This window comes from Halococcus agarilyticus (genome assembly GCF_000334895.1).
Lineage (GTDB): Archaea > Halobacteriota > Halobacteria > Halobacteriales > Halococcaceae > Halococcus > Halococcus agarilyticus.
In genome coordinates, this window is record NZ_BAFM01000004.1 from 1 (window position 1) to 16,957 (window position 16,957).

Sequence of the window (16,957 nt, forward strand, 5' to 3'; positions counted from 1 at the left end):
GCTACTACGACGCGGTCAACGAGGTCTACGGCGACCTCCTCACGGAGCCGTACCCCGCGCGCAGCGCGTTCGAGGTGGTGAAACTCCCCGTGGATATCGACGTCGAGATCGAAGCGGTGGCAACGGTCCCCGAAACCGGCGAGTCGGACTGACGGCCGCGCGGGACCGTCGCCCACGGCGAAGGCGCGGTTCGCGTACCCAGGGGATTAATACTGTACGACCGGCTCGTACCGGTATGCAAATCACCGGCTACGACCTGTACGAAGTCCCGCCGCGCTGGCTCTTCCTCAAGATCGAGACGAGCACCGGGCTGGTCGGCTGGGGCGAGCCGATCGTGGAGGGGCGGGCGAAGACGGTGCGAACGGCGGTCGAGGAGCTGTTCGACAGCTATCTCGTCGGCAAGGACCCGCTCCGGATCGAGGACCACTGGCAGGCGATGTACCGCGGCGGGTTCTATCGCGGCGGTCCGATCCTCATGAGCGCGATCGCGGGGATCGACCAGGCGCTCTGGGACATCAAGGGCCGCCACTACGAGGCCCCGGTGTACGACCTGCTCGGGGGCAAGAGCCGGGAGAAGATTCGCGTCTACAAGTGGATCGGCGGGGATCGGCCCGGCGACGTGGCGAGCGAGGCGACCCGGCTCGCGGAGGCCGGCTACACCGCCTTGAAGATGGACGCGACCAACCAGACCCGTCACGTCGAGGGGCGCGAGGTGCTGGAGGGGATCGTCTCGCGGATCGAGCACGTCCGGAGCGAGGTCGACGACGCGGTCGACATGGCGGTCGATTGTCGGGGTCGGGTCTCGAAGTCGATGGCGAAGACGCTGACCCGCCGGCTGACCGAGTTCGACCTGCTGTTCGTCGAGGAGCCGGTGCTGCCGGAGAACCTCGAACACCTCCCCGTGATCGCGAACCAGGCGGGCACCCCGCTCGCCGCGGGTGAACGGCTCTACTCACGGTGGGACTACCAGCCGGTGTTCGAGGACGGCGCGATCGACGTGATCCAGCCCGACGTCTCCCACGCCGGCGGCATCTCCGAGATGCGGCGGCTGGCGAGCGCCGCCGAGACCCACGACGTCGCGGTCGCGCCCAACTGCCCGCTCGGGCCGATCGCGCTCGCGTCCTCGCTCCAGGTCGTGACCCACGTCCCGAACTTCCTCGTTCAGGATCACGGGTTCGACGTCCACTCGGACGCGCGGGGGCCCGCCCACGAGTACCTCGCGGGGGAGTCGCCGTTCGTGTTCGACGACGGCTATCTCGACACGCTCGACGAGCCCGGACTGGGTATCGAGATCGACGAGTCAGTGGTCGCGGAGAAATCCGCGATGGAGACCGACTGGCACAATCCGATCTGGCGGCACGAGGACGGCAGCATCGCGGACTGGTGACCGCGAGGATCGTGTCGGCGTTGGGACGGATCTACTGGATGGCCCACCGGATATCTTCGACGAGCGTTCCGCTGACCGGTCGTGGGGAACGGGTTCGCCACCGATCGCGTGGCGTCATTCGACCCACCCGCGGTAGGCGGTGTTGATCTCGATGACGCCGGCGACGTTTTGGAGAGCTTGGGGGAACTCCTCCTCGAAGGCTTCGTCCGAGAGGTCCGCGGTGGAACTGCTCACGCTGAGCGCGCCGAGGAGACCTCCGGCGTCGGTGACGAGGGCGGTCGAGACACACCGGACGCCCTCGAACTGTTCGTTATCGTCAAACGCAATTCCTCGCGAACGGACGTCGGCTATCTCTGCGCGCAGAGTCGCCGGGTCCACGATGGTGTTTCGAGTGTGTCGCGTCAACGCTCCCCGTTCGAGGAACGCATCGAGATACGAGTCGTCGAGGGCGGCGAGCATCGCCTTCCCCGCGGCGGTGCTGTGGAGATGCTCGCGCGTGCCGAGCGTGGTCGGGATCTCCTCGTGGGGACGTTCCGAGGACTGATACAGCGTGACGGCGTACCCGTTGCGCTCGACGACGAGTCGGGCGGTCTCGCCGGTGGTGGCCGCGAGCCTGTCGACGCCCTCCTTTCCGGACTGAAACACCGCCTCGCGCTCGCGGGCCGCGCCACCGTACGAGAGCGGTCGGAGGCCGAGGCGGTAGGTCCCGTCGACCTGCTGGACGAAGCCGTGTCGCCGGAGGGTCGTCAAGTAGTGATGGACGGTAGCCTTCGAGAGACCCACCGCGTCGCCCAACTCCGTGACCCCTGCGGTCTCCCGGGCGAGGAGCTCGTCGAGGATGCGAACCGCGTTGTCGACCGAGTTGATCGTCTTCGCGCCGTCGGCGTCCGGGGTCATGTCGGGGGTTGTGCGTGTCGATATAAATATTCGGCCCTCGTCGCGGGCCGGGGCTCACTCGTTTTCGGCGTAGATACGGTCGACGACCTGCTGGACGGCGAGCGCCTGTTCGGTGGTGTTCACCGACGGCGGGGCGTCCTCGGTGATCGCCGTCGTGAACGCGCGCAACTGCTCCCGGTACGGGTCGTTCGAGTTCACCGTGACCGAAGCGTCGAGATAGTGGTCCATGCCGCCCGTGTTCGCGCCGTAAAATCGAAGGCTCTGGTCGACCTCGGCCATATCGTCGAGGCGGTCGGTGATGTCGAGTACCGCGCCACCCTCGGTGCCGTAGAGCTGGTATCTGTGCACCGACTCGGCGTTGGCCGCCCACGCGACTTCGAGCGTCGCGGTGGTTCCGTCCTCGTAGGTCAAGAACCCCGACGCCGAGTCCTCGACGTCGAACATGTTCGCGTCGGCGTCCTCACCCCACATGTCGAGGTAGGCGTAGGACTCGCGGTGGCCGAAGTCCTGACGGGTCGTGGCGGCGACGTCGTCGATCACCGGCGCGTCGAGGAAGTGGTGAAGGAGGTCGATCAGGTGAATGCCGATGTCGATCACCGCGCCGCCGCCGGCGATCTCCGAGGAGGTGTACCACGACCCGCGACCCGGCACCCCACGCCGCCGGATGTACGCTGCCTGAACGTGTCTGATCTCCCCAAGGTATCCCTCGTCGATGTACCACTTGAGGACCTTACAGACGTTCAAAAATCGACTCTGGAAGCCGACCATGCAGAGACAGCCCGTTTCACGCGCGGTTGCGGCGATCCGTTCGGCGCTTTCGAGGGTGTGGGCCAGCGGCTTCTCGACGAACACGTCGAACCCGCGCTCCATCGCCGCCGTGGCGACCGGCTCGTGGAACTTGTTCGGCGTCGTGACGAGAACGCCGTCGAGATCGCGTTCGAAGAGTTCGGCGGGGCGTTCGAACACCGCGGTGCCGACGCGGCGCTCGAACTCCTCGCGGGCGTCCGGGCTCGCGTCCGAACCGTAGACGGTGTGGCCGAACTCGGCGAGGATTTTCGCCCGGAGGAGACCGTAGGTCCCGAGCCCCGCGACCCCGATTTCGAGCGTGTCCTCGGTCATAGTTGTCCCTCCGGAGCGAGTGTGATACCGCTTTCGACCGATCGGACCTCGAAATCGTTTCCCAATATCAAACGATCGAGTTTCACGGCCACATACCTACCACGACATCCGGATCAAAGCATTGCAACGAGTCAGCCAGGTGCCACGGCATTTATTCGGCCCAAAGTAAATCTTTTACCGACACGGCCCCAACCTGTGTGCATGGCCACCACATCAACGGCCCACGACGAACGCCCCTACATCGACGGGGAGTGGGAGAGCGGCGACGGCGTGATCGAGGTCGATGATCTCGCGGAGGGCGGCGTGTTCGGTCGGATCGCCGCCGCGGGCCCGCTCCAGGCCGAGGCCGCGCTCGACGCGGCCGAGAACGCACAGACCGCGATGGCCGCGTCGACGATCCCCGAGCGGGTGGCGTGGCTCGAAGCCATCGCCACGGAGCTGCGCGACCGGAAGGACGAGCTCGCGGACGTGATCGTTCGCGAGGCGGGCAAACCGGTGTCGAGCGCCCGGGGCGAGGTCGAGTCGGCCGCCGAGCGCTTCGAGCGCGCCGTCGAGGAGGCACGGGGACTGGACGGGGAGTTCCGTCCGGGGACGACCGCGGGCCACGAGGGGTGGGAGGCGATCGTCAAACCCGAGCCCCGCGGGACCGTGCTCTGTATCACGCCGTACAACTACCCGCTCTCGACGACCGCGCTTCAGGTCGCGCCCGCGCTCGCCGCCGGCAACAGCGTCGTGCTCAAGCCCGCGAGCAAGACCCCCGTGAGCGCCGCCGTCCTGACCGACGTCATCGCCTCGACCGACGTTCCGGCGGGCGGGTTCAACTTCGTTCCCGGACACGGAAGTTCGATCGGCGACGTGCTCGCCGGCTCGGACCAGATCGACGCGATCGCGATGACCGGTTCCTCGGGCGCGGGCGAGCACGTCGCGCGCCAGAGCGGCATCGTGAACCTCCACATGGAGCTCGGGGGCAACGCGCCCGCCGTGGTTTTCCCCGACGCCGACCTCGACGAAGCCGCCGCGGCGTGTGCGAAGGGCGGGCTCAAGTACGCCGGCCAGCGGTGTTCGGCGATCAGCCGCGTGCTGGTCCACGAGTCGATCCACGACGACCTCACGGAGCGGATCGAGAGCGAGATGGACGCCTACTCGACGGGCGATCTCTTCGACGAGGAAACGGCGCTCGGACCGCTCATCAGCGACGATCAGGCCGATTGGGTCGAGGAACTCGTCACCGACGCGGTCGATCGGGGTGCCGAGATCGTTCGCGGCGGCGGGCGCAGTGGACGAGAGTTCGAGCCCACGCTACTCGGCCGTGTTCCGGAGAGCGCACGCCTCGTCGCCGAGGAGCAGTTCGGGCCCGTGATCCCGGTGACGACGTTCGCCGACGAGGATCACGCCATCGAGATCGCCAACGGAACCGACCTCGCGCTCGACGGCTGCGTGTTCACGACCGAGTACGATCGCGCGCTCCGGGTCGCCGAGCGGATCGACGCCGGCGGGGTCCGGATCAACGGTGCCCCCTCGCACGGCCTCGGCGACATCCCGTTCGGCGGGAACGAGAGTTCGGGAATCGGCCGCGAGGGGATCGGGACGAGCATCGAGGGGTTCGTCCGGTACAAGAGCATCGTGCTCTGAAGACACGGCTTCGAGACAGTCCGTCGACCGGACCTGCCAGGAGAAACCGTTTTACCGCCGACCCGAGATCACGGGGTATGGCACGATCGGCCATCCAACTGTACACGCTGCGCGCGCTCGACGAACCGCTCGACGAACTGCTCGCTCGGGTCGACGACGCGGGGTTCGAGGGCGTCGAGTACGCAAACCGGATCGGCGATGCGGACGCCGACGCCGTCCGGACCACGCTCGACGAGACGGGTCTCGAATCGGTCGCGGGCCACGTCGGGATCGACGCTCTCGAAGACAACGCCGACGATACCGTCGAGTTCTACCGGTCGCTCGGGTGTGAGCACCTCGTGGTGCCGTGGCTCGATCCCGAGTGCTTCGAGAACGAGGCCGCTATCGAGGAGACCGCGGATCGGCTGATGACGGTGGCCGAGACGGTCGACGATCACGGGATGGCGCTGTCCTATCACAACCACGATCACGAGTTCGCCGAGGTGAACGGCCGGCCGGCGTTCGAGCATCTCGCGGAAGCCACCGAGGAGCCGCTCGGCTTCGAACTCGACTGCGGCTGGACCACGGTGGGGGGTGCGGACCCCGTTGCCGTCCTCGATCGGTGGGCGGACCGCGTGTCACTCATCCACGTCTCCGACGCCGACGAGTCGGGCTCGCCGGTCGAAGTCGGCGACGGCGTACTCGACGTAGCAGCCTGTGCGGCAGCAGCTCGGGAGCACGACGTCGAGTGGGCGATCTACGAGCACGACGACCCCGACGATCAGATGGCGTCGGTCGTCCACGGCGCGGACGTGCTGGAACGGTTCTGAGGAACAGGAGTGTGCTTTCGGTGTAGCGGCTAGGGACCACAACGATTCGACGCAGCACTTACGAGCTGTCGAGTGCGCCGACGAACGACGCCTCGGCGTCGCGCCACGCCGCGACCACCCGATCGTATTCGGGGTCGCTTTCGGCGTCGTCGATCCGGTCGCGCTCGGCGAGCCAATCGACGGTGCGGCGGACGCCTTCTTCCCAACTGATCGTCTGCTCGAACCCGAGATCACGGCGAGCCTTCGCCGTGTCGAACACCGTGCTGAACCGGAGATGATCCTCGAGACCGCCGGTCCGGTCGGGGACCGCCGCAGTGAGCGCGTCGGTCGGGATATGGACGAGATCGGGGGCGGGCGCGTCGAGCGCGTCGGCCGCGCGGCGGTGGTACTGATTCCACGTCATCGGCCGTTCGCACGTCACGTGGTAGGCCTCGCCGATCGCCGCCCGGTTGTCGAGCGCCCCGACGAACGCGCCCGCGACGTCGTCGCGGTGACACGGCCCCCAGATCGACGTGCCGTCGCCGTGGACCACGATCGGTTTTCCCTCGCGGAGCCGGTCGATGTAGGCGGTCCCGTCGCCGAGCGTGTGGATCAGCGTTCCGCCCTCGCCGTAGGTGTGCCACGGTCGGAGCACCGTCGCCGGGAACCCACGGTCGCTGTGGGCTTCGAACAGCCGATCCTCGCAGGCGGCCTTGTCGGCTCCGTACTCGCTGACCGCGGGACTGCGTGCCGCTGACTCGACGATCGGCATGTCCGCAACCGGACGGTGATAGACGTCGATCGTGCTGCAGAAGACGTACTGCTCGATCTCGCCCGCGAACGCACGGATCGTGGATTCGACGTCCGCTGGCTCGAAGGCCACCATGTCGATCACGCGATCGACGTCGAGGTCCGCCATCTGTTCCTCGAAGCGGTCGTAGTCGGTTCGGTCGCCGGTGACGTGTGCGACGCCCGGCGGGAGGTCGGCGTCGGTGCGGCCACGGTTGTACACCGTCACGTCGTGTCCGGTGTCGACGAGCTGGCGGGTGATTCCCGTACTGATCAGTCCCGTGCCGCCGATGACGAGGACGTGCATGTGCCGACCTCGGTCGTGGTTCGGATAAACGTCCCGACGGTATCGAGATCGTCTCCATCGATAGCGATCGTCGGCCCACACCGTCCGCATCGATCGAGCGAAAGCACTATACTGCTGGTCCCCGCTGTCCGCAAACGAGATGGACCAACACAGGGTCGCCATTATCGGTACTGGCCCGGATCCGCGAAACCCCACGGTCGAGGGGTTCGCGATGGGGTATCGACACGCCGAGGCGTATCGGAACAACGAGGACTGCCGGCTCGTCGCCTGCGCCGACCTCGTTCCCGAGAATGCCAACGCGTTCGCCGAGACGTTCGATCTCGGCGAGGACGGGATCTACGCGGACTACGAGGACATGCTCGCCGCGGTCGAGCCCGACGTCGTCAGTGTCACCGTGCCGCCCGCGATCCACGAGCAGGTCGTCGTGGACTGTGCGCGCAGCGGGGTCGTCGACGCCGTCCACTGCGAGAAACCGATGGCGCTCTCGTGGCCGAGCGCCGAGCGGATGGTTCAGACCTGTTGGCGGCGGGACGTCCAGCTCACGTTCAATCGTCAGCGCCGGTTCGGCCGGCCGTTCACCGAGGCCGACCGGCTGCTCGACGCCGGCGAGATCGGTGCGCTCCGCCGGATCGAGATCGGGTGGGGCGACTTCTTCGACACCGGCGCACACACCGTCGATCTCGCGGGGATGTTCAACGACGACCGACCGGCCGAGTGGGTCATCGCCCAGCTCGACTATCGCGAGGAGGACGTCCGGTTCGGTGCCCACCAGGAGAACCAGATGTTCGCCCAGTGGCGCTACGACAACGGCGTCCACGGCGTGCTCTCGACCGGCGCGGGCGCGTCGCTGACCGACGCCGCGATCGTGCTTCGGGGGACCGACGGGACGCTCCGGATCGACGTCGACGACGATCCGATGCTCGAACTCGAACGGGATGGCCGGCGGGAGGCGATCGACGTCGGCGGCGAGACGATGCACGCAACGGCCGACGACGGCGATCGGTTCGGCTCGCGGTTCCACGATCGCTCGATCGGCGACGTGATCGACGCGCTCCGGACCGGCGAGGAGTCACAGCTCGCCGGTCGGATCGGCCTCAACACCGCGGAGATCCTCTTCGGTGGCTACGAGTCGGTCCGTCGGCGGGGGCGAGTCGACCTCCCGCTCGACGTCGACGACAGTCCGCTCGAAGCGATGGTGGATTCGGGCGCACTCTCGCCGTCGGGAATGGACGACGACGAGACGTAACCCGTCACAGTGCGGTCGTTTCACGTTCATCAGTCGTTCCATCGACGAGATCACCGACCGTTACGCATATGCCGCTCGCCGCCGCCGTTCGTGGCAATGACACACGCTACCGCGGACGATATTCGCGAACTCGACCCCGACGAGATCACGCCGGCGGATGTCGACATCGAACACGTCCGGGCCGCGCTCACCGACGAGGAGAACCTCGTTCGGACACACGCCGCCAAGATCGCCGGTACGCTCGCGAACCAGGATCCCGATGTAGTGGTGGCGCTGGTGCCGACGCTCCTCGATCGGCTCGCGGAGGATCACTCGGTCGTTCTGAAGGAGAGCCTCACGGCGCTCGCGCTCGTCGCCGACGAACGACCCGCCGAACTCGCCGACGGAGTGCCAGCCCTCGTCGATCTCCTCGACCACGATCTCCCGCTGGTGCGGACGTTCGCCGCACGCGTCGTCCGTCCGCTCGCGGCCGAGCACCCCGAGTGGTTCGCGACCGAACTCGACGACCTCCTCGCAACGCTCGACGGCGAGATCACGGATCTCGTCGAGGAACTCGAAGAGCCACCGATGGGCGGTCTCTCGACGTTCGAGCAATACCGTGCCATCGGCGAGGAGGGACGGAAGCGACAGCTCGCCGCGCGGGCGGTCGCGGCGAACGTCGTCGTGGCGGTCGCCGAGGCCGACAGCGACGCGGTGGTCGAACACGTTCCGGAACTCGTCGACCTCCTCGACGGCGACGACACCCTGCTGGTCGCGACGAGTGCCGACGCGATCGCGAACGTCGCCGAGGACCACCCCGACGCCGCGACTGCGGCAGTCGAGCCGCTGTGTGCGTGTCTCGACGGCCACGACGAGACCGCGAGGGCGAGCGCGGTGGCTGCGCTCGGGTTCGTCGGGGACGACGAGGCGGTCGGGCCGCTCCGCGAGGTTGCGAACGATGAGGAGGCCGACGAGGACCTCCGTGCGCTCGCCGCCGACACCGCCGACTGGCTCGATCGCGACGCCTGAGATCAGGGCTCGCGCTGGCGGCGCGCGGCGTACCAGTACAGTCCGATCGCGACCGCTCCCAGCCCGACGATCAGGACGAGATTGACGTACGCGATCGTGCGCGACTCGGTTCCGGGCTGTCCGAACGCGAACGTGATCGCACTCAGCAACGCCATCAACACCAGAAACGCCCAGAGCAATCGGAAGTACTCCCGTGATTCGTAAACCAGCGTCCAGAACTCGTCACGCCACGACATACTCGCCACGTTCGGGGCCCGGTTCAAAGAAGCTTCGCCCACGGGTCGATTCCGGAAGGCTCGGCAGTCAGTCGGTGAGTTCCGGGCTGTCCCAGTACTCGTGGTCGTCGTCCTCGCGGAAGCACGCCACCCGCTGGCCGTCGTGCTGATAATCCGGCGGCGATTCCTGACGGCACGCTTCACGTGCCTCCGGACACCGGGTGTGGAACCGACAGCCCGACGGCGGGTTCACCGGATCCGGGATGTCGATCTTCCGCATCGGCGGTTCGCCCGCCTCCCGGAGCGAGAGGTCCGGCGTCGCCCACCGCAACACGTTGGTGTATGGGTGGTGAGGGTCGTTTACCATGTCCTCGGCGGGACCGATCTCGGCGAGTTCGCCGAGATACATCACCCCGATCTTGCCGTCGCCGTGCTGGGTGAAGTAGCGCGCGTTCGAGAGATCGTGGCTGATGAACACGTAGGAGGTATCGAACTCGTCCTGGAGGTCGAGCATGAGATCCATCATCTCCACCCGCAACGAGACGTCGAGCGCGCTGATCGCCTCGTCGGCGAGGATCACGTCGGGGTTCATCAGGAGGGCGCGACACAGCGCGACCCGCTGTTTCTCGCCGCCCGAGAGCTCGTGAGGGTAGCGATCGGCGAAATCGGCGGCCGGCGTCATTCCGACGTGTTCGAGGAGCGCGTAGATGCGCTCGCGGCGCTCCCCCCGGCTCAGGTCCGCGCCCGTCAGCCGGAGCGGCTCCGAGAGGATCGAGATCAGCCGGCGGTTCGGATTGAGCGAGCTCCCGGGGTCCTGGTGGATGATCTGGAGCGACTGGCGGATCTCGTCCCACGTGATGTCGGCGTCGCTCTTGCCGTCGCGGACCTTCCAGATATCGTGACCGCGATACTTCACGCTGCCGCCGGTCGGGCGCTGGAGCCCGATCGAGGTCTTCCCGAGCGTGGTCTTCCCACAGCCCGACTCGCCGACCAGCGAGAGCACGTCGCGTTCTTCGAGGTCGAAGCTCACGCCGTCGACGGCCCGCACCGTTTGAGTCTCGCCGCCGAAGTCGAACAGACCGGGCCGGTTCTCGAAGTGGACCTCCACGTCGGACAGCGAGAGTACCGGCTCCGACCCGGTGGTGTCGTCGTTACTGCTCATCGGCGGCACCTCCCCCGGTCGCCGCGGTATCGCCGAGCGAGTCGGCGTAGTTCAGCGGAATTTCCTCGATCGCTTCCTCCCAGTGGAAACACGCCGCGCCGTGGCCCTCGGAGACCTCGTGATAGCCGGGGACCTCCTCGCGACACCGATCGGTCGCGAGCGGGCATCGTGGATGGTACGCACAGCCGCTCGGGAGGTTGATCGGGGCCGGGCTCTTGCCGTCGATCGGCCGCATCTCCTCCAGGGGTGCGTCGAGGTTCGGCGTCGAGTTCAGGAGTGCGCGGGTGTAGGGGTGGCCCGCGCCCTCGATCATCTCGCGGGTGTCGGCGATCTCGACCAGCTTGAACGCGTACATCACCGCGAGCCGGTCGGCGAGCGCCGCGACCAGCGGCAGGTCGTGGGTGATAAAGACCATCGTGAGGTCGTACTTCTCGCGCAGTCCTCCGAGAAGCTGAAGGATCGAACGCTGCATCAGGAGATCGAGCGCGGCGGTCGGCTCGTCCATCACCAGCAGGTCGGGATCGAGCACGAGACTGAGTGCGATCAGCGCGCGCTGGGTCATCCCGCCCGAGAGCTCGTGGGGGTACGAGTCGAGCACGCGGTCGGGATCGAGGTAGAGATCCGAGAGCAGCTCGCGCGCCCGCTCCATCCCCGCCCCCTCGTTCGCGTCGTGGGCATCGAGCGTCTCCTTGAAGTGACCCCGAATTTTCATCGTGGGGTTGAACGAGCTCATCGCGCCCTGAAACACCATCGAGATCTCCTCCCACCGCATCGAGCGGAGCTCCGACTGGGAGAGTTCGAGGACGTCGGTCTCGGTCCCGTCGCTCGGCCGGTAGACGATCTCGCCCGAGAGCAGTCCGGGGTTCGGCACCGCGTCGAGCATCGCCGAGGCGAGCATCGACTTCCCGGAGCCGCTCTCGCCGACGATCCCGAGGATCTCGCCCCGCTCGATCTCGAGCGAGACGCCGTCCAGAACGTACGATTCCCCGTCGTCGTAGGTCACCGACGCGTCGTTCATCCGGATGATCGGATCGGACGCACCGATGGTGTCGCGTTGCTGAGTTCGTTCCATCGACATCAGGTCATCACCTCGTTGCTCGCGGTCGTTTCGTCGTCGATTTCGCCGGCGGTGGATTCGGACTTGCCCGCGAGCCGCGTCCGGACCCGAGGGTTGAACACCCGATCGAGCCCCTGGGACAGCAGGATGAGCGCGAGCGCGATCCCCATGATCGCGAGCATCGGGACGATCAGCTGGTAGAGCGCGCCGGTCCCGACCAGCGCCCCGGCCTGCTTGTAGGCGTTGTTGAGCTGGAGCCCCCAGTTCGCGACCGACGTCGGGAGGATGCCGAGGTAGTACAGCCCGACCGAGGTGAACACGACGTAGCGGGCGGCGTTCGCGAAGTTCACCAGCACGTACGGCATCAGGTTCGGGATGATGTCCTTGAACAGGATCCGCGAGGTGCTCGCGCCCATCGTCCGCGAGGCCTCGACGTAGGAGTTCTCACGGAGCGTGAGCACCTGTGACCGGATCGCCCGGGCGAGCCCGGCCCAGTAGTTGATCGTGATCAGCACGCCGATGAGGGCGGGGTTGGTCGGCTCGAACACGACTGCGAGCACCATCACCAGCGGGAGACCCGGGATCGACATCACCACGTCCGAGAAGGAGGTCAGTCCCCGATCCACGACGCCACCCTTGTAGCCGGCGACGGTCCCGATCATCACGGCAACGCCGGTGGCGAACACCCCACCGGTGGCGATCATGATCAGCATCGAGGGGGTGGCGTGGATCACCATCGCGAGGACGTCCTCGCCCGCCCCGGTCGATCCGAGCGGCGCACTCCACACCTCGAACGGGCGAAGGCCCCGAGCCGCCTGATTCGACGTCGGCTGGCGATAGAACAGCGACGCGATCGCCATCAGGACGTAGATCCCGAGGATCGCCCCGCCGATCTTGGTTCGGCGATCGTTCCACGCGACGACGCCGGGCTTGTAGACGAACTCCCCGTAGAAATCACGGAGGCGCTCGCCCCACGTCACCTCGACGTCGGAACTGGTCGTCTCGAACGAGAACTCGCCGCTCACGGATTCGGACTCAGTAGGCTTCACTGGACTCACCCGATTCGATCCGCGGATCGATCTTGCCGTACGTGAGGTCGGCGATGTACACCGAGAGCACCAGCGCGATCGTGATGACGAGGAAGATCCCCATCATCAGGGGGTAATCCCGGTTTTCGAGCGCCTGGAACAGGTAGTAGCCGATCCCGGGGTAGGTGAACACCTCCTCCAGGATCGGCGAGCCGCCGAAGTAAAACCCGATGAGGGTCAGGAAGCCGGTGTACATCGGGAGGATGGCGTTGCGTGCGACGTATCGCGTCGAGATACGCCGATCGGAGAGACCACGCAGCCGGGCGACCCGGACGTAGTCCTCGCCGAGCACCGAGATGGAGTTGCCCCGCATCGCGAGCGCCTGGAGTCCCGCGCCAGTGATGACCAGCGACGCGATCGGCAGCGCCGCGTGGCGGAGCGCGTCCACGACGAACTCGATCGAGAGCCCGGCTTCGACCCCGGGACTCGTCCGATACCGAGCCGGCAGAACTTGGAACTTGTACGAAAAGAGGACGACGAGGCCGATGGCGAGCACGTAAAACGGCATCGACCCGAGGAGGATCGACGCACTGCTCGATGCCATGTCGAACGTGGAGCCTTCCCGGTAGGCCATGACTGCCCCCCAGACGACGGCGATGGCGAAGATGAGGATCACCGACGTTATCATGAGGAACATCGTCCACGGAAGCGCGTCCCCGATGATCGACGCGACCGAGTTGGGGTTCGTGATCGACTGGCCGAGATCGCCCTGGAGGAGCGACGTGACGTAATCGAAGTACTGGACGTACAGCGGCTGATCCGGTTGGACGTTCTGGTAGTTCTCGATGAGGGCGTTGATTCGTGAGGCCGAGTACCCCTGCCGGCTCAGCTCCGCGCGGAGCTGTACCAGCGGCCCGCCGGGGAGCAGCCGGATCATGCCGAAGGTGAGCGTGATGACGAGCCATACCGTCACGATGGCCCGCAGCGTGCGTTCTACGTAGTAGTTCATGGGTCAGGTGGTGTGTGTTGGGTTCGTGTCCTCGATCGACGACACCCGTTCGGGTGCCGAACTCGACGTACGGTCCGGTGTGGGTCGTTCCATGACCATGTGTAACGCGATACAGCTAATCCGCAATATGGATTGTGGTCGGTTGCCGGTACCGGCTCAGTTGCCAGCGTACTGCATCTCGCCCTGCCGGGGGAGCCACGTGTTGGCCCACCGAACCTGCGAGACTTCGGCACCCTCCTCGGGAATGTTCCACTCGCTACCGCCGGTGAGGAACGTCTGTTCGAGCTTCTCCATCACCGGGATCATCGGCAGGTCCTGGTTGGCGACCCACGCCTGCTCGACAGTGATCTCGTCGATCGTGGACTCCTCGGTGGCCTGTGAGAGCTCGCCGATCCGGTCGGCCGGATTGACCGTCATCTCGCCCGAACCGCCCCGCGCGGGGACGGTGATGTCCGCGTTCGAGCCACCCCGTTCCTGATTGGCGGCCGGGTAGTTGTAGCCGTAGCCGCGGTCGTTGAACACCAGCTGATGGCGCAGCGAGAAGTAGGGGTACGCCCCGGACGGCGCGCCGTCGAGCCAGCCGCCCGCAGTGAGCACGAAGTCGCCGTTCGGCCACGTGCTCCCGAGCAGCGTGCCGAACTGGCGTGCGTCGATGGCGCTCTCGAAGCCGAAGGAGGTGAGCTGGTCGGCGACGGTCTGGGCGGCAGTGTTCCAGTCGCTCCACCCCGCCGGCACCATGACCGGAAGGCTGACCGTGTTGCCCTCGGAGTCCTGCCACGTCCCGCCCGATTTCGAGTAGCCGGCCTCCTCGAGAACCTGCGTGGCCTTGTCTGTCTGGGAACTGTCCATCCCGTAGCTCTCGAAGTCGTCCATCGCGTCACCGAGATACTGTTCGAGGGTGTCGGGCGTAATTCCGGTCGGGATCGGCGTCGCCTGCTTCGAGGGTTTCGAGACGTTGTTGACGACCTGCTGTCGATTGATGACGTGCTGGATCGCCTGGCGCACGGCACGGTCGCCGGCGTGCTGGTGGTCGTGGTTCGGAACCAGGCCGAAGCCGAACGCCGCCGGCGTCTGGACCTGCTGGATCGCGTCGGGCATCTGATCCACGATCCGCGGCGGGGTGAACAGGGAGAACACCGAGTCGATCTGCTGGTTGATCAGCGCCTGCTGGGCCGCCTGGTTCCCATCGAGGAACCGACAGGCGTACTCGCTGAAATTGACGTTGCCCGAGTCCGGGTGATCGTCGCGCCGTTCGAGGAGTATCTGCTGCTGACTGGTGCCACCGAGCGACCACGGGCCGCTGGCGATCGGCTCGGTCCACGAGAACTCCTGGAGACTCCGGAGTCCCTCCTCTTCGTTCTGATCGATCTGATCGAGGAACTTGCCGAAGACGCTTTCGGGCTGGTTGACCCAGTTCCCGCTCAGCACCTGAAACTGCACGATTTGCTGGTTGACCTCCGAGCTGAAGTTCATCCTGACGGTGCTGTCGTCGACCGACTCGATGGATTCGGTGTAGTCCGCGAACCCGAGACCGAGACTCAATCCGAGTCGGAGCTGGGTGACGATGTCGGCCGACGTCACGTCGTCGCCGTTCGACCATGTGAGACCGTCGCGGATCGTCATCTCGAACGTGTCGCCGCCGTAGTTCCACTCCGAGATGGCGTACGGCACGAACTCGCTCCGTGCGAAGTTGTACTTGGCGAAGTGATCGAACAGCAGATCGTCCGAGATCTGGGCGAGACCCGACGTGTTGCTGGAGTTCCACTGGATGTTCGACGGCTGTTGGTTGGTGTAGGTGAGATGCTGTGCGTCGTACACCTGACCACTACCACCACCGCTCTCGTTGCCACCGTCGCCGCCGTCAGTGCTTTCGGTACCGTTGCCACCGCTGCCGCCTTCGGTCCCAGTATCGCCGCCGCTACCGCCTTCGGTCCCCGCACCACCGCCCCCGCTATCGTTGTTGCTTCCGCCGCCGCCCGAACAGCCCGCGAGTGCGGCGGCACCGGAGATGCCGGTGATCTCGATGAACCGGCGTCGGCTCACTACGTCGCTGTAACTATTGGCGTCGTCTGCCATGGTCCACTCACACTCCTGGCACGATTCGGCATAAGTGTTGTGGTAAAACATGTTCTATACCCCCGAGTGGACCCGAAGAGCGTCTTCCCGCCCGGGAATCCGTCGGCGTTCGAGAACCGGGTTCGACACGGAGGGCGGTGGCGCACACGTCGAGCACCGGAAACGGAGCCACGACCACGAACCGGGAGCGCCCCGGTCGCGTCTCAGCCGGCGCTCAGCGTAACGTACCCGTCGAAATCGAGCACGATCCGCTGGGCGACGTCGCCGAACAGTGCCTTGCCAGCGGGCGAGCGACGACGACCGAGGACGAAGACGTGATCACAGTCGCGGTCGGCTGCGGTATCGAGGACGGCGGTGTCGATGTCGTCCTCGTCGGTCGCCCTGGCGACGGTCTCGACATCGATACCCGTCGGCAGGACCTCGCGCCCCATCTCCCGGAGGTCGTTCGCGGCGGCGTCGAGGACCGCCCGACTGTCGTAGCTGACGTTCTCGACCGAGCCGATCGACGCGAGCGTCTCGGCGTCGGCCTCGTACTCCGCCTCGGTCATCACCCGCAGGAGCACGAGTTCGGCGTCGGCCCCGCTCGCGTGCTCCCCGGCCTCCCGAAGGAGATCGCGGTGTGCGTCGGTTCGTTCGGCGACCACCAGGCCACGTTCCATGTGTCACCCACTCCCGATACACCCTCATAAAGCCACCGGGGCGGCTCGAAACACCGGACCTGCGGCGGACGGACGACAGGAAGTGCGTCGCCATCGTCGACTGGATGACCTGGAACATCTCGTCGATCCTCGCGGCGAACGCCGAGTTCGATGGGCCAGGCGAAGGCCACGTCGTCGAAAGCGACACGTACCGCGTCACGGTGGACGATTCCGTGTCGTCGTTCGGGACGGTTCCGGACGGAGCATGACGTCAATAATGTTAACGCTTCTGAGTGAAAGACGTTATAAGTAAAGACTCAGCGTCTCGTACTGCGTTCGTGGTCGTGATCGTCACTTTGAACTTGGAGAACGAAATACAATATATTTTTTGCTCGAACCGATGGCAACGGTCGGAGGGGGCACATAGATCTCTTCTCTGTCTTTCTGGCCCGAACGTGCGTTGTTCTGTAGCTGCGTAGTTCGGTCTATTGGTTCGATCCGATCTAATCTATTTTGTCGATCTTCTATATGATGCTAGTCGCCGATGGCATTCGTTCGTGGTCGAAATTACGGGCCGAATGTGGTTGAAGGCGAATTTC

Annotated in this window: 17 protein-coding genes; 7 read left to right on the forward strand and 10 right to left on the reverse strand. The window is 66.0% G+C overall.

The window, feature by feature from the left end:
* Nucleotides 1-152: RidA family protein (locus tag TX76_RS04155; RefSeq protein ID WP_267462357.1), on the forward strand; the 152-nt coding region annotated here is incomplete at its 5' end.
* 83 nt (nt 153-235) lie between these two features.
* Complete coding sequence (dgoD, locus tag TX76_RS04160; protein ID WP_049899420.1) at nt 236-1,387, forward strand: galactonate dehydratase; 1,152 nt, start codon at nt 236-238, stop codon at nt 1,385-1,387.
* A gap of 114 nt (nt 1,388-1,501) precedes the next feature.
* On the opposite strand, the gene TX76_RS04165 is transcribed toward dgoD, so the two are convergent.
* Together TX76_RS04165 and TX76_RS04170 are read right to left on the reverse strand one after the other, a co-directional pair.
* Nucleotides 1,502-2,284: an IclR family transcriptional regulator gene (locus tag TX76_RS04165; protein ID WP_049899423.1), complete on the reverse strand. Its 783-nt coding sequence runs from the start codon at nt 2,282-2,284 to the stop codon at nt 1,502-1,504.
* Between the two features lie 54 nt (nt 2,285-2,338).
* Nucleotides 2,339-3,403: a Gfo/Idh/MocA family protein gene (locus tag TX76_RS04170; RefSeq protein ID WP_049899424.1), complete on the reverse strand. Its 1,065-nt coding sequence runs from the start codon at nt 3,401-3,403 to the stop codon at nt 2,339-2,341.
* Nucleotides 3,404-3,604: 201 nt separating this feature from the next.
* Here TX76_RS04170 and TX76_RS04175 point away from each other — a divergent pair, with 201 nt between their 5' ends.
* Nucleotides 3,605-5,035, forward strand: coding sequence for an aldehyde dehydrogenase family protein (locus TX76_RS04175; protein ID WP_049899426.1), 1,431 nt, complete (start codon nt 3,605-3,607; stop codon nt 5,033-5,035).
* Between the two features lie 77 nt (nt 5,036-5,112).
* Nucleotides 5,113-5,844 carry a sugar phosphate isomerase/epimerase family protein gene (locus tag TX76_RS04180; RefSeq protein ID WP_049899428.1) on the forward strand — a complete coding sequence of 244 codons (732 nt, stop codon included), beginning with the start codon at nt 5,113-5,115 and terminating at the stop codon, nt 5,842-5,844.
* A gap of 58 nt (nt 5,845-5,902) precedes the next feature.
* On the opposite strand, the gene TX76_RS04185 is transcribed toward TX76_RS04180, so the two are convergent.
* A complete protein-coding gene (locus tag TX76_RS04185; RefSeq protein ID WP_049899430.1) occupies nt 5,903-6,919 on the reverse strand; it encodes an NAD-dependent epimerase/dehydratase family protein in 1,017 nt (338 codons plus the stop codon).
* A gap of 139 nt (nt 6,920-7,058) precedes the next feature.
* Here TX76_RS04185 and TX76_RS04190 point away from each other — a divergent pair, with 139 nt between their 5' ends.
* On the forward strand, nt 7,059-8,165 hold the full coding sequence (locus tag TX76_RS04190; protein ID WP_049899432.1) for a Gfo/Idh/MocA family protein: 1,107 nt from the start codon (nt 7,059-7,061) through the stop codon (nt 8,163-8,165).
* 96 nt (nt 8,166-8,261) lie between these two features.
* A complete protein-coding gene (locus TX76_RS04195; protein ID WP_049899434.1) occupies nt 8,262-9,173 on the forward strand; it encodes a HEAT repeat domain-containing protein in 912 nt (303 codons plus the stop codon).
* Nucleotides 9,174-9,175: 2 nt separating this feature from the next.
* On the opposite strand, the gene TX76_RS04200 is transcribed toward TX76_RS04195, so the two are convergent.
* The 7 genes from TX76_RS04200 to TX76_RS04230 form a co-directional block, all read right to left on the reverse strand.
* The gene (locus tag TX76_RS04200; RefSeq protein ID WP_049899436.1) at nt 9,176-9,409 is read right to left on the reverse strand and encodes a hypothetical protein; all 234 of its coding nucleotides are present in this window, start codon (nt 9,407-9,409) and stop codon (nt 9,176-9,178) included.
* 67 nt (nt 9,410-9,476) lie between these two features.
* Nucleotides 9,477-10,550, reverse strand: coding sequence for an oligopeptide/dipeptide ABC transporter ATP-binding protein (locus TX76_RS04205; protein ID WP_049899438.1), 1,074 nt, complete (start codon nt 10,548-10,550; stop codon nt 9,477-9,479).
* Nucleotides 10,540-11,628, reverse strand: a complete 1,089-nt coding sequence (locus tag TX76_RS04210; RefSeq protein WP_049899440.1) for an ABC transporter ATP-binding protein — start codon at nt 11,626-11,628, stop codon at nt 10,540-10,542. Before TX76_RS04210 ends, TX76_RS04205 begins: the two co-directional genes overlap by 11 nt.
* Complete coding sequence (locus TX76_RS04215; RefSeq protein ID WP_049899443.1) at nt 11,628-12,656, reverse strand: ABC transporter permease; 1,029 nt, start codon at nt 12,654-12,656, stop codon at nt 11,628-11,630. Before TX76_RS04215 ends, TX76_RS04210 begins: the two co-directional genes overlap by 1 nt.
* Nucleotides 12,643-13,644 carry an ABC transporter permease gene (locus TX76_RS04220; RefSeq protein WP_049899445.1) on the reverse strand — a complete coding sequence of 334 codons (1,002 nt, stop codon included), beginning with the start codon at nt 13,642-13,644 and terminating at the stop codon, nt 12,643-12,645. Before TX76_RS04220 ends, TX76_RS04215 begins: the two co-directional genes overlap by 14 nt.
* Nucleotides 13,645-13,800: 156 nt before the next feature.
* On the reverse strand, nt 13,801-15,720 hold the full coding sequence (locus tag TX76_RS04225; protein WP_079890746.1) for an ABC transporter substrate-binding protein: 1,920 nt from the start codon (nt 15,718-15,720) through the stop codon (nt 13,801-13,803).
* 203 nt (nt 15,721-15,923) lie between these two features.
* Complete coding sequence (locus TX76_RS04230; protein WP_049899447.1) at nt 15,924-16,379, reverse strand: universal stress protein; 456 nt, start codon at nt 16,377-16,379, stop codon at nt 15,924-15,926.
* Between the two features lie 104 nt (nt 16,380-16,483).
* On the opposite strand from TX76_RS04230, the gene TX76_RS17480 reads away from it, so the two are divergent.
* On the forward strand, nt 16,484-16,627 hold the full coding sequence (locus TX76_RS17480) for a hypothetical protein (protein WP_154018996.1): 144 nt from the start codon (nt 16,484-16,486) through the stop codon (nt 16,625-16,627).
* Nucleotides 16,628-16,957: the final 330 nt, after the last annotated feature.

Coding starts and splice junctions, on each gene's coding strand:
- TX76_RS04225 (WP_079890746.1), bottom strand. CDS start 15,720: ATGGCAGACGACGCCAATAGTTACAGCGACGTAGTGAGCCGACGCCGG.
- TX76_RS04180 (WP_049899428.1), top strand. CDS start 5,113: ATGGCACGATCGGCCATCCAACTGTACACGCTGCGCGCGCTCGACGAA.
- TX76_RS04170 (WP_049899424.1), bottom strand. CDS start 3,403: ATGACCGAGGACACGCTCGAAATCGGGGTCGCGGGGCTCGGGACCTAC.
- TX76_RS04205 (WP_049899438.1), bottom strand. CDS start 10,550: ATGAGCAGTAACGACGACACCACCGGGTCGGAGCCGGTACTCTCGCTG.
- TX76_RS04185 (WP_049899430.1), bottom strand. CDS start 6,919: ATGCACGTCCTCGTCATCGGCGGCACGGGACTGATCAGTACGGGAATC.
- TX76_RS04210 (WP_049899440.1), bottom strand. CDS start 11,628: ATGTCGATGGAACGAACTCAGCAACGCGACACCATCGGTGCGTCCGAT.
- dgoD (WP_049899420.1), top strand. CDS start 236: ATGCAAATCACCGGCTACGACCTGTACGAAGTCCCGCCGCGCTGGCTC.
- TX76_RS04195 (WP_049899434.1), top strand. CDS start 8,262: ATGACACACGCTACCGCGGACGATATTCGCGAACTCGACCCCGACGAG.
- TX76_RS04175 (WP_049899426.1), top strand. CDS start 3,605: ATGGCCACCACATCAACGGCCCACGACGAACGCCCCTACATCGACGGG.
- TX76_RS04230 (WP_049899447.1), bottom strand. CDS start 16,379: ATGGAACGTGGCCTGGTGGTCGCCGAACGAACCGACGCACACCGCGAT.
- TX76_RS04165 (WP_049899423.1), bottom strand. CDS start 2,284: ATGACCCCGGACGCCGACGGCGCGAAGACGATCAACTCGGTCGACAAC.
- TX76_RS04200 (WP_049899436.1), bottom strand. CDS start 9,409: ATGTCGTGGCGTGACGAGTTCTGGACGCTGGTTTACGAATCACGGGAG.
- TX76_RS17480 (WP_154018996.1), top strand. CDS start 16,484: ATGACCTGGAACATCTCGTCGATCCTCGCGGCGAACGCCGAGTTCGAT.
- TX76_RS04190 (WP_049899432.1), top strand. CDS start 7,059: ATGGACCAACACAGGGTCGCCATTATCGGTACTGGCCCGGATCCGCGA.
- TX76_RS04220 (WP_049899445.1), bottom strand. CDS start 13,644: ATGAACTACTACGTAGAACGCACGCTGCGGGCCATCGTGACGGTATGG.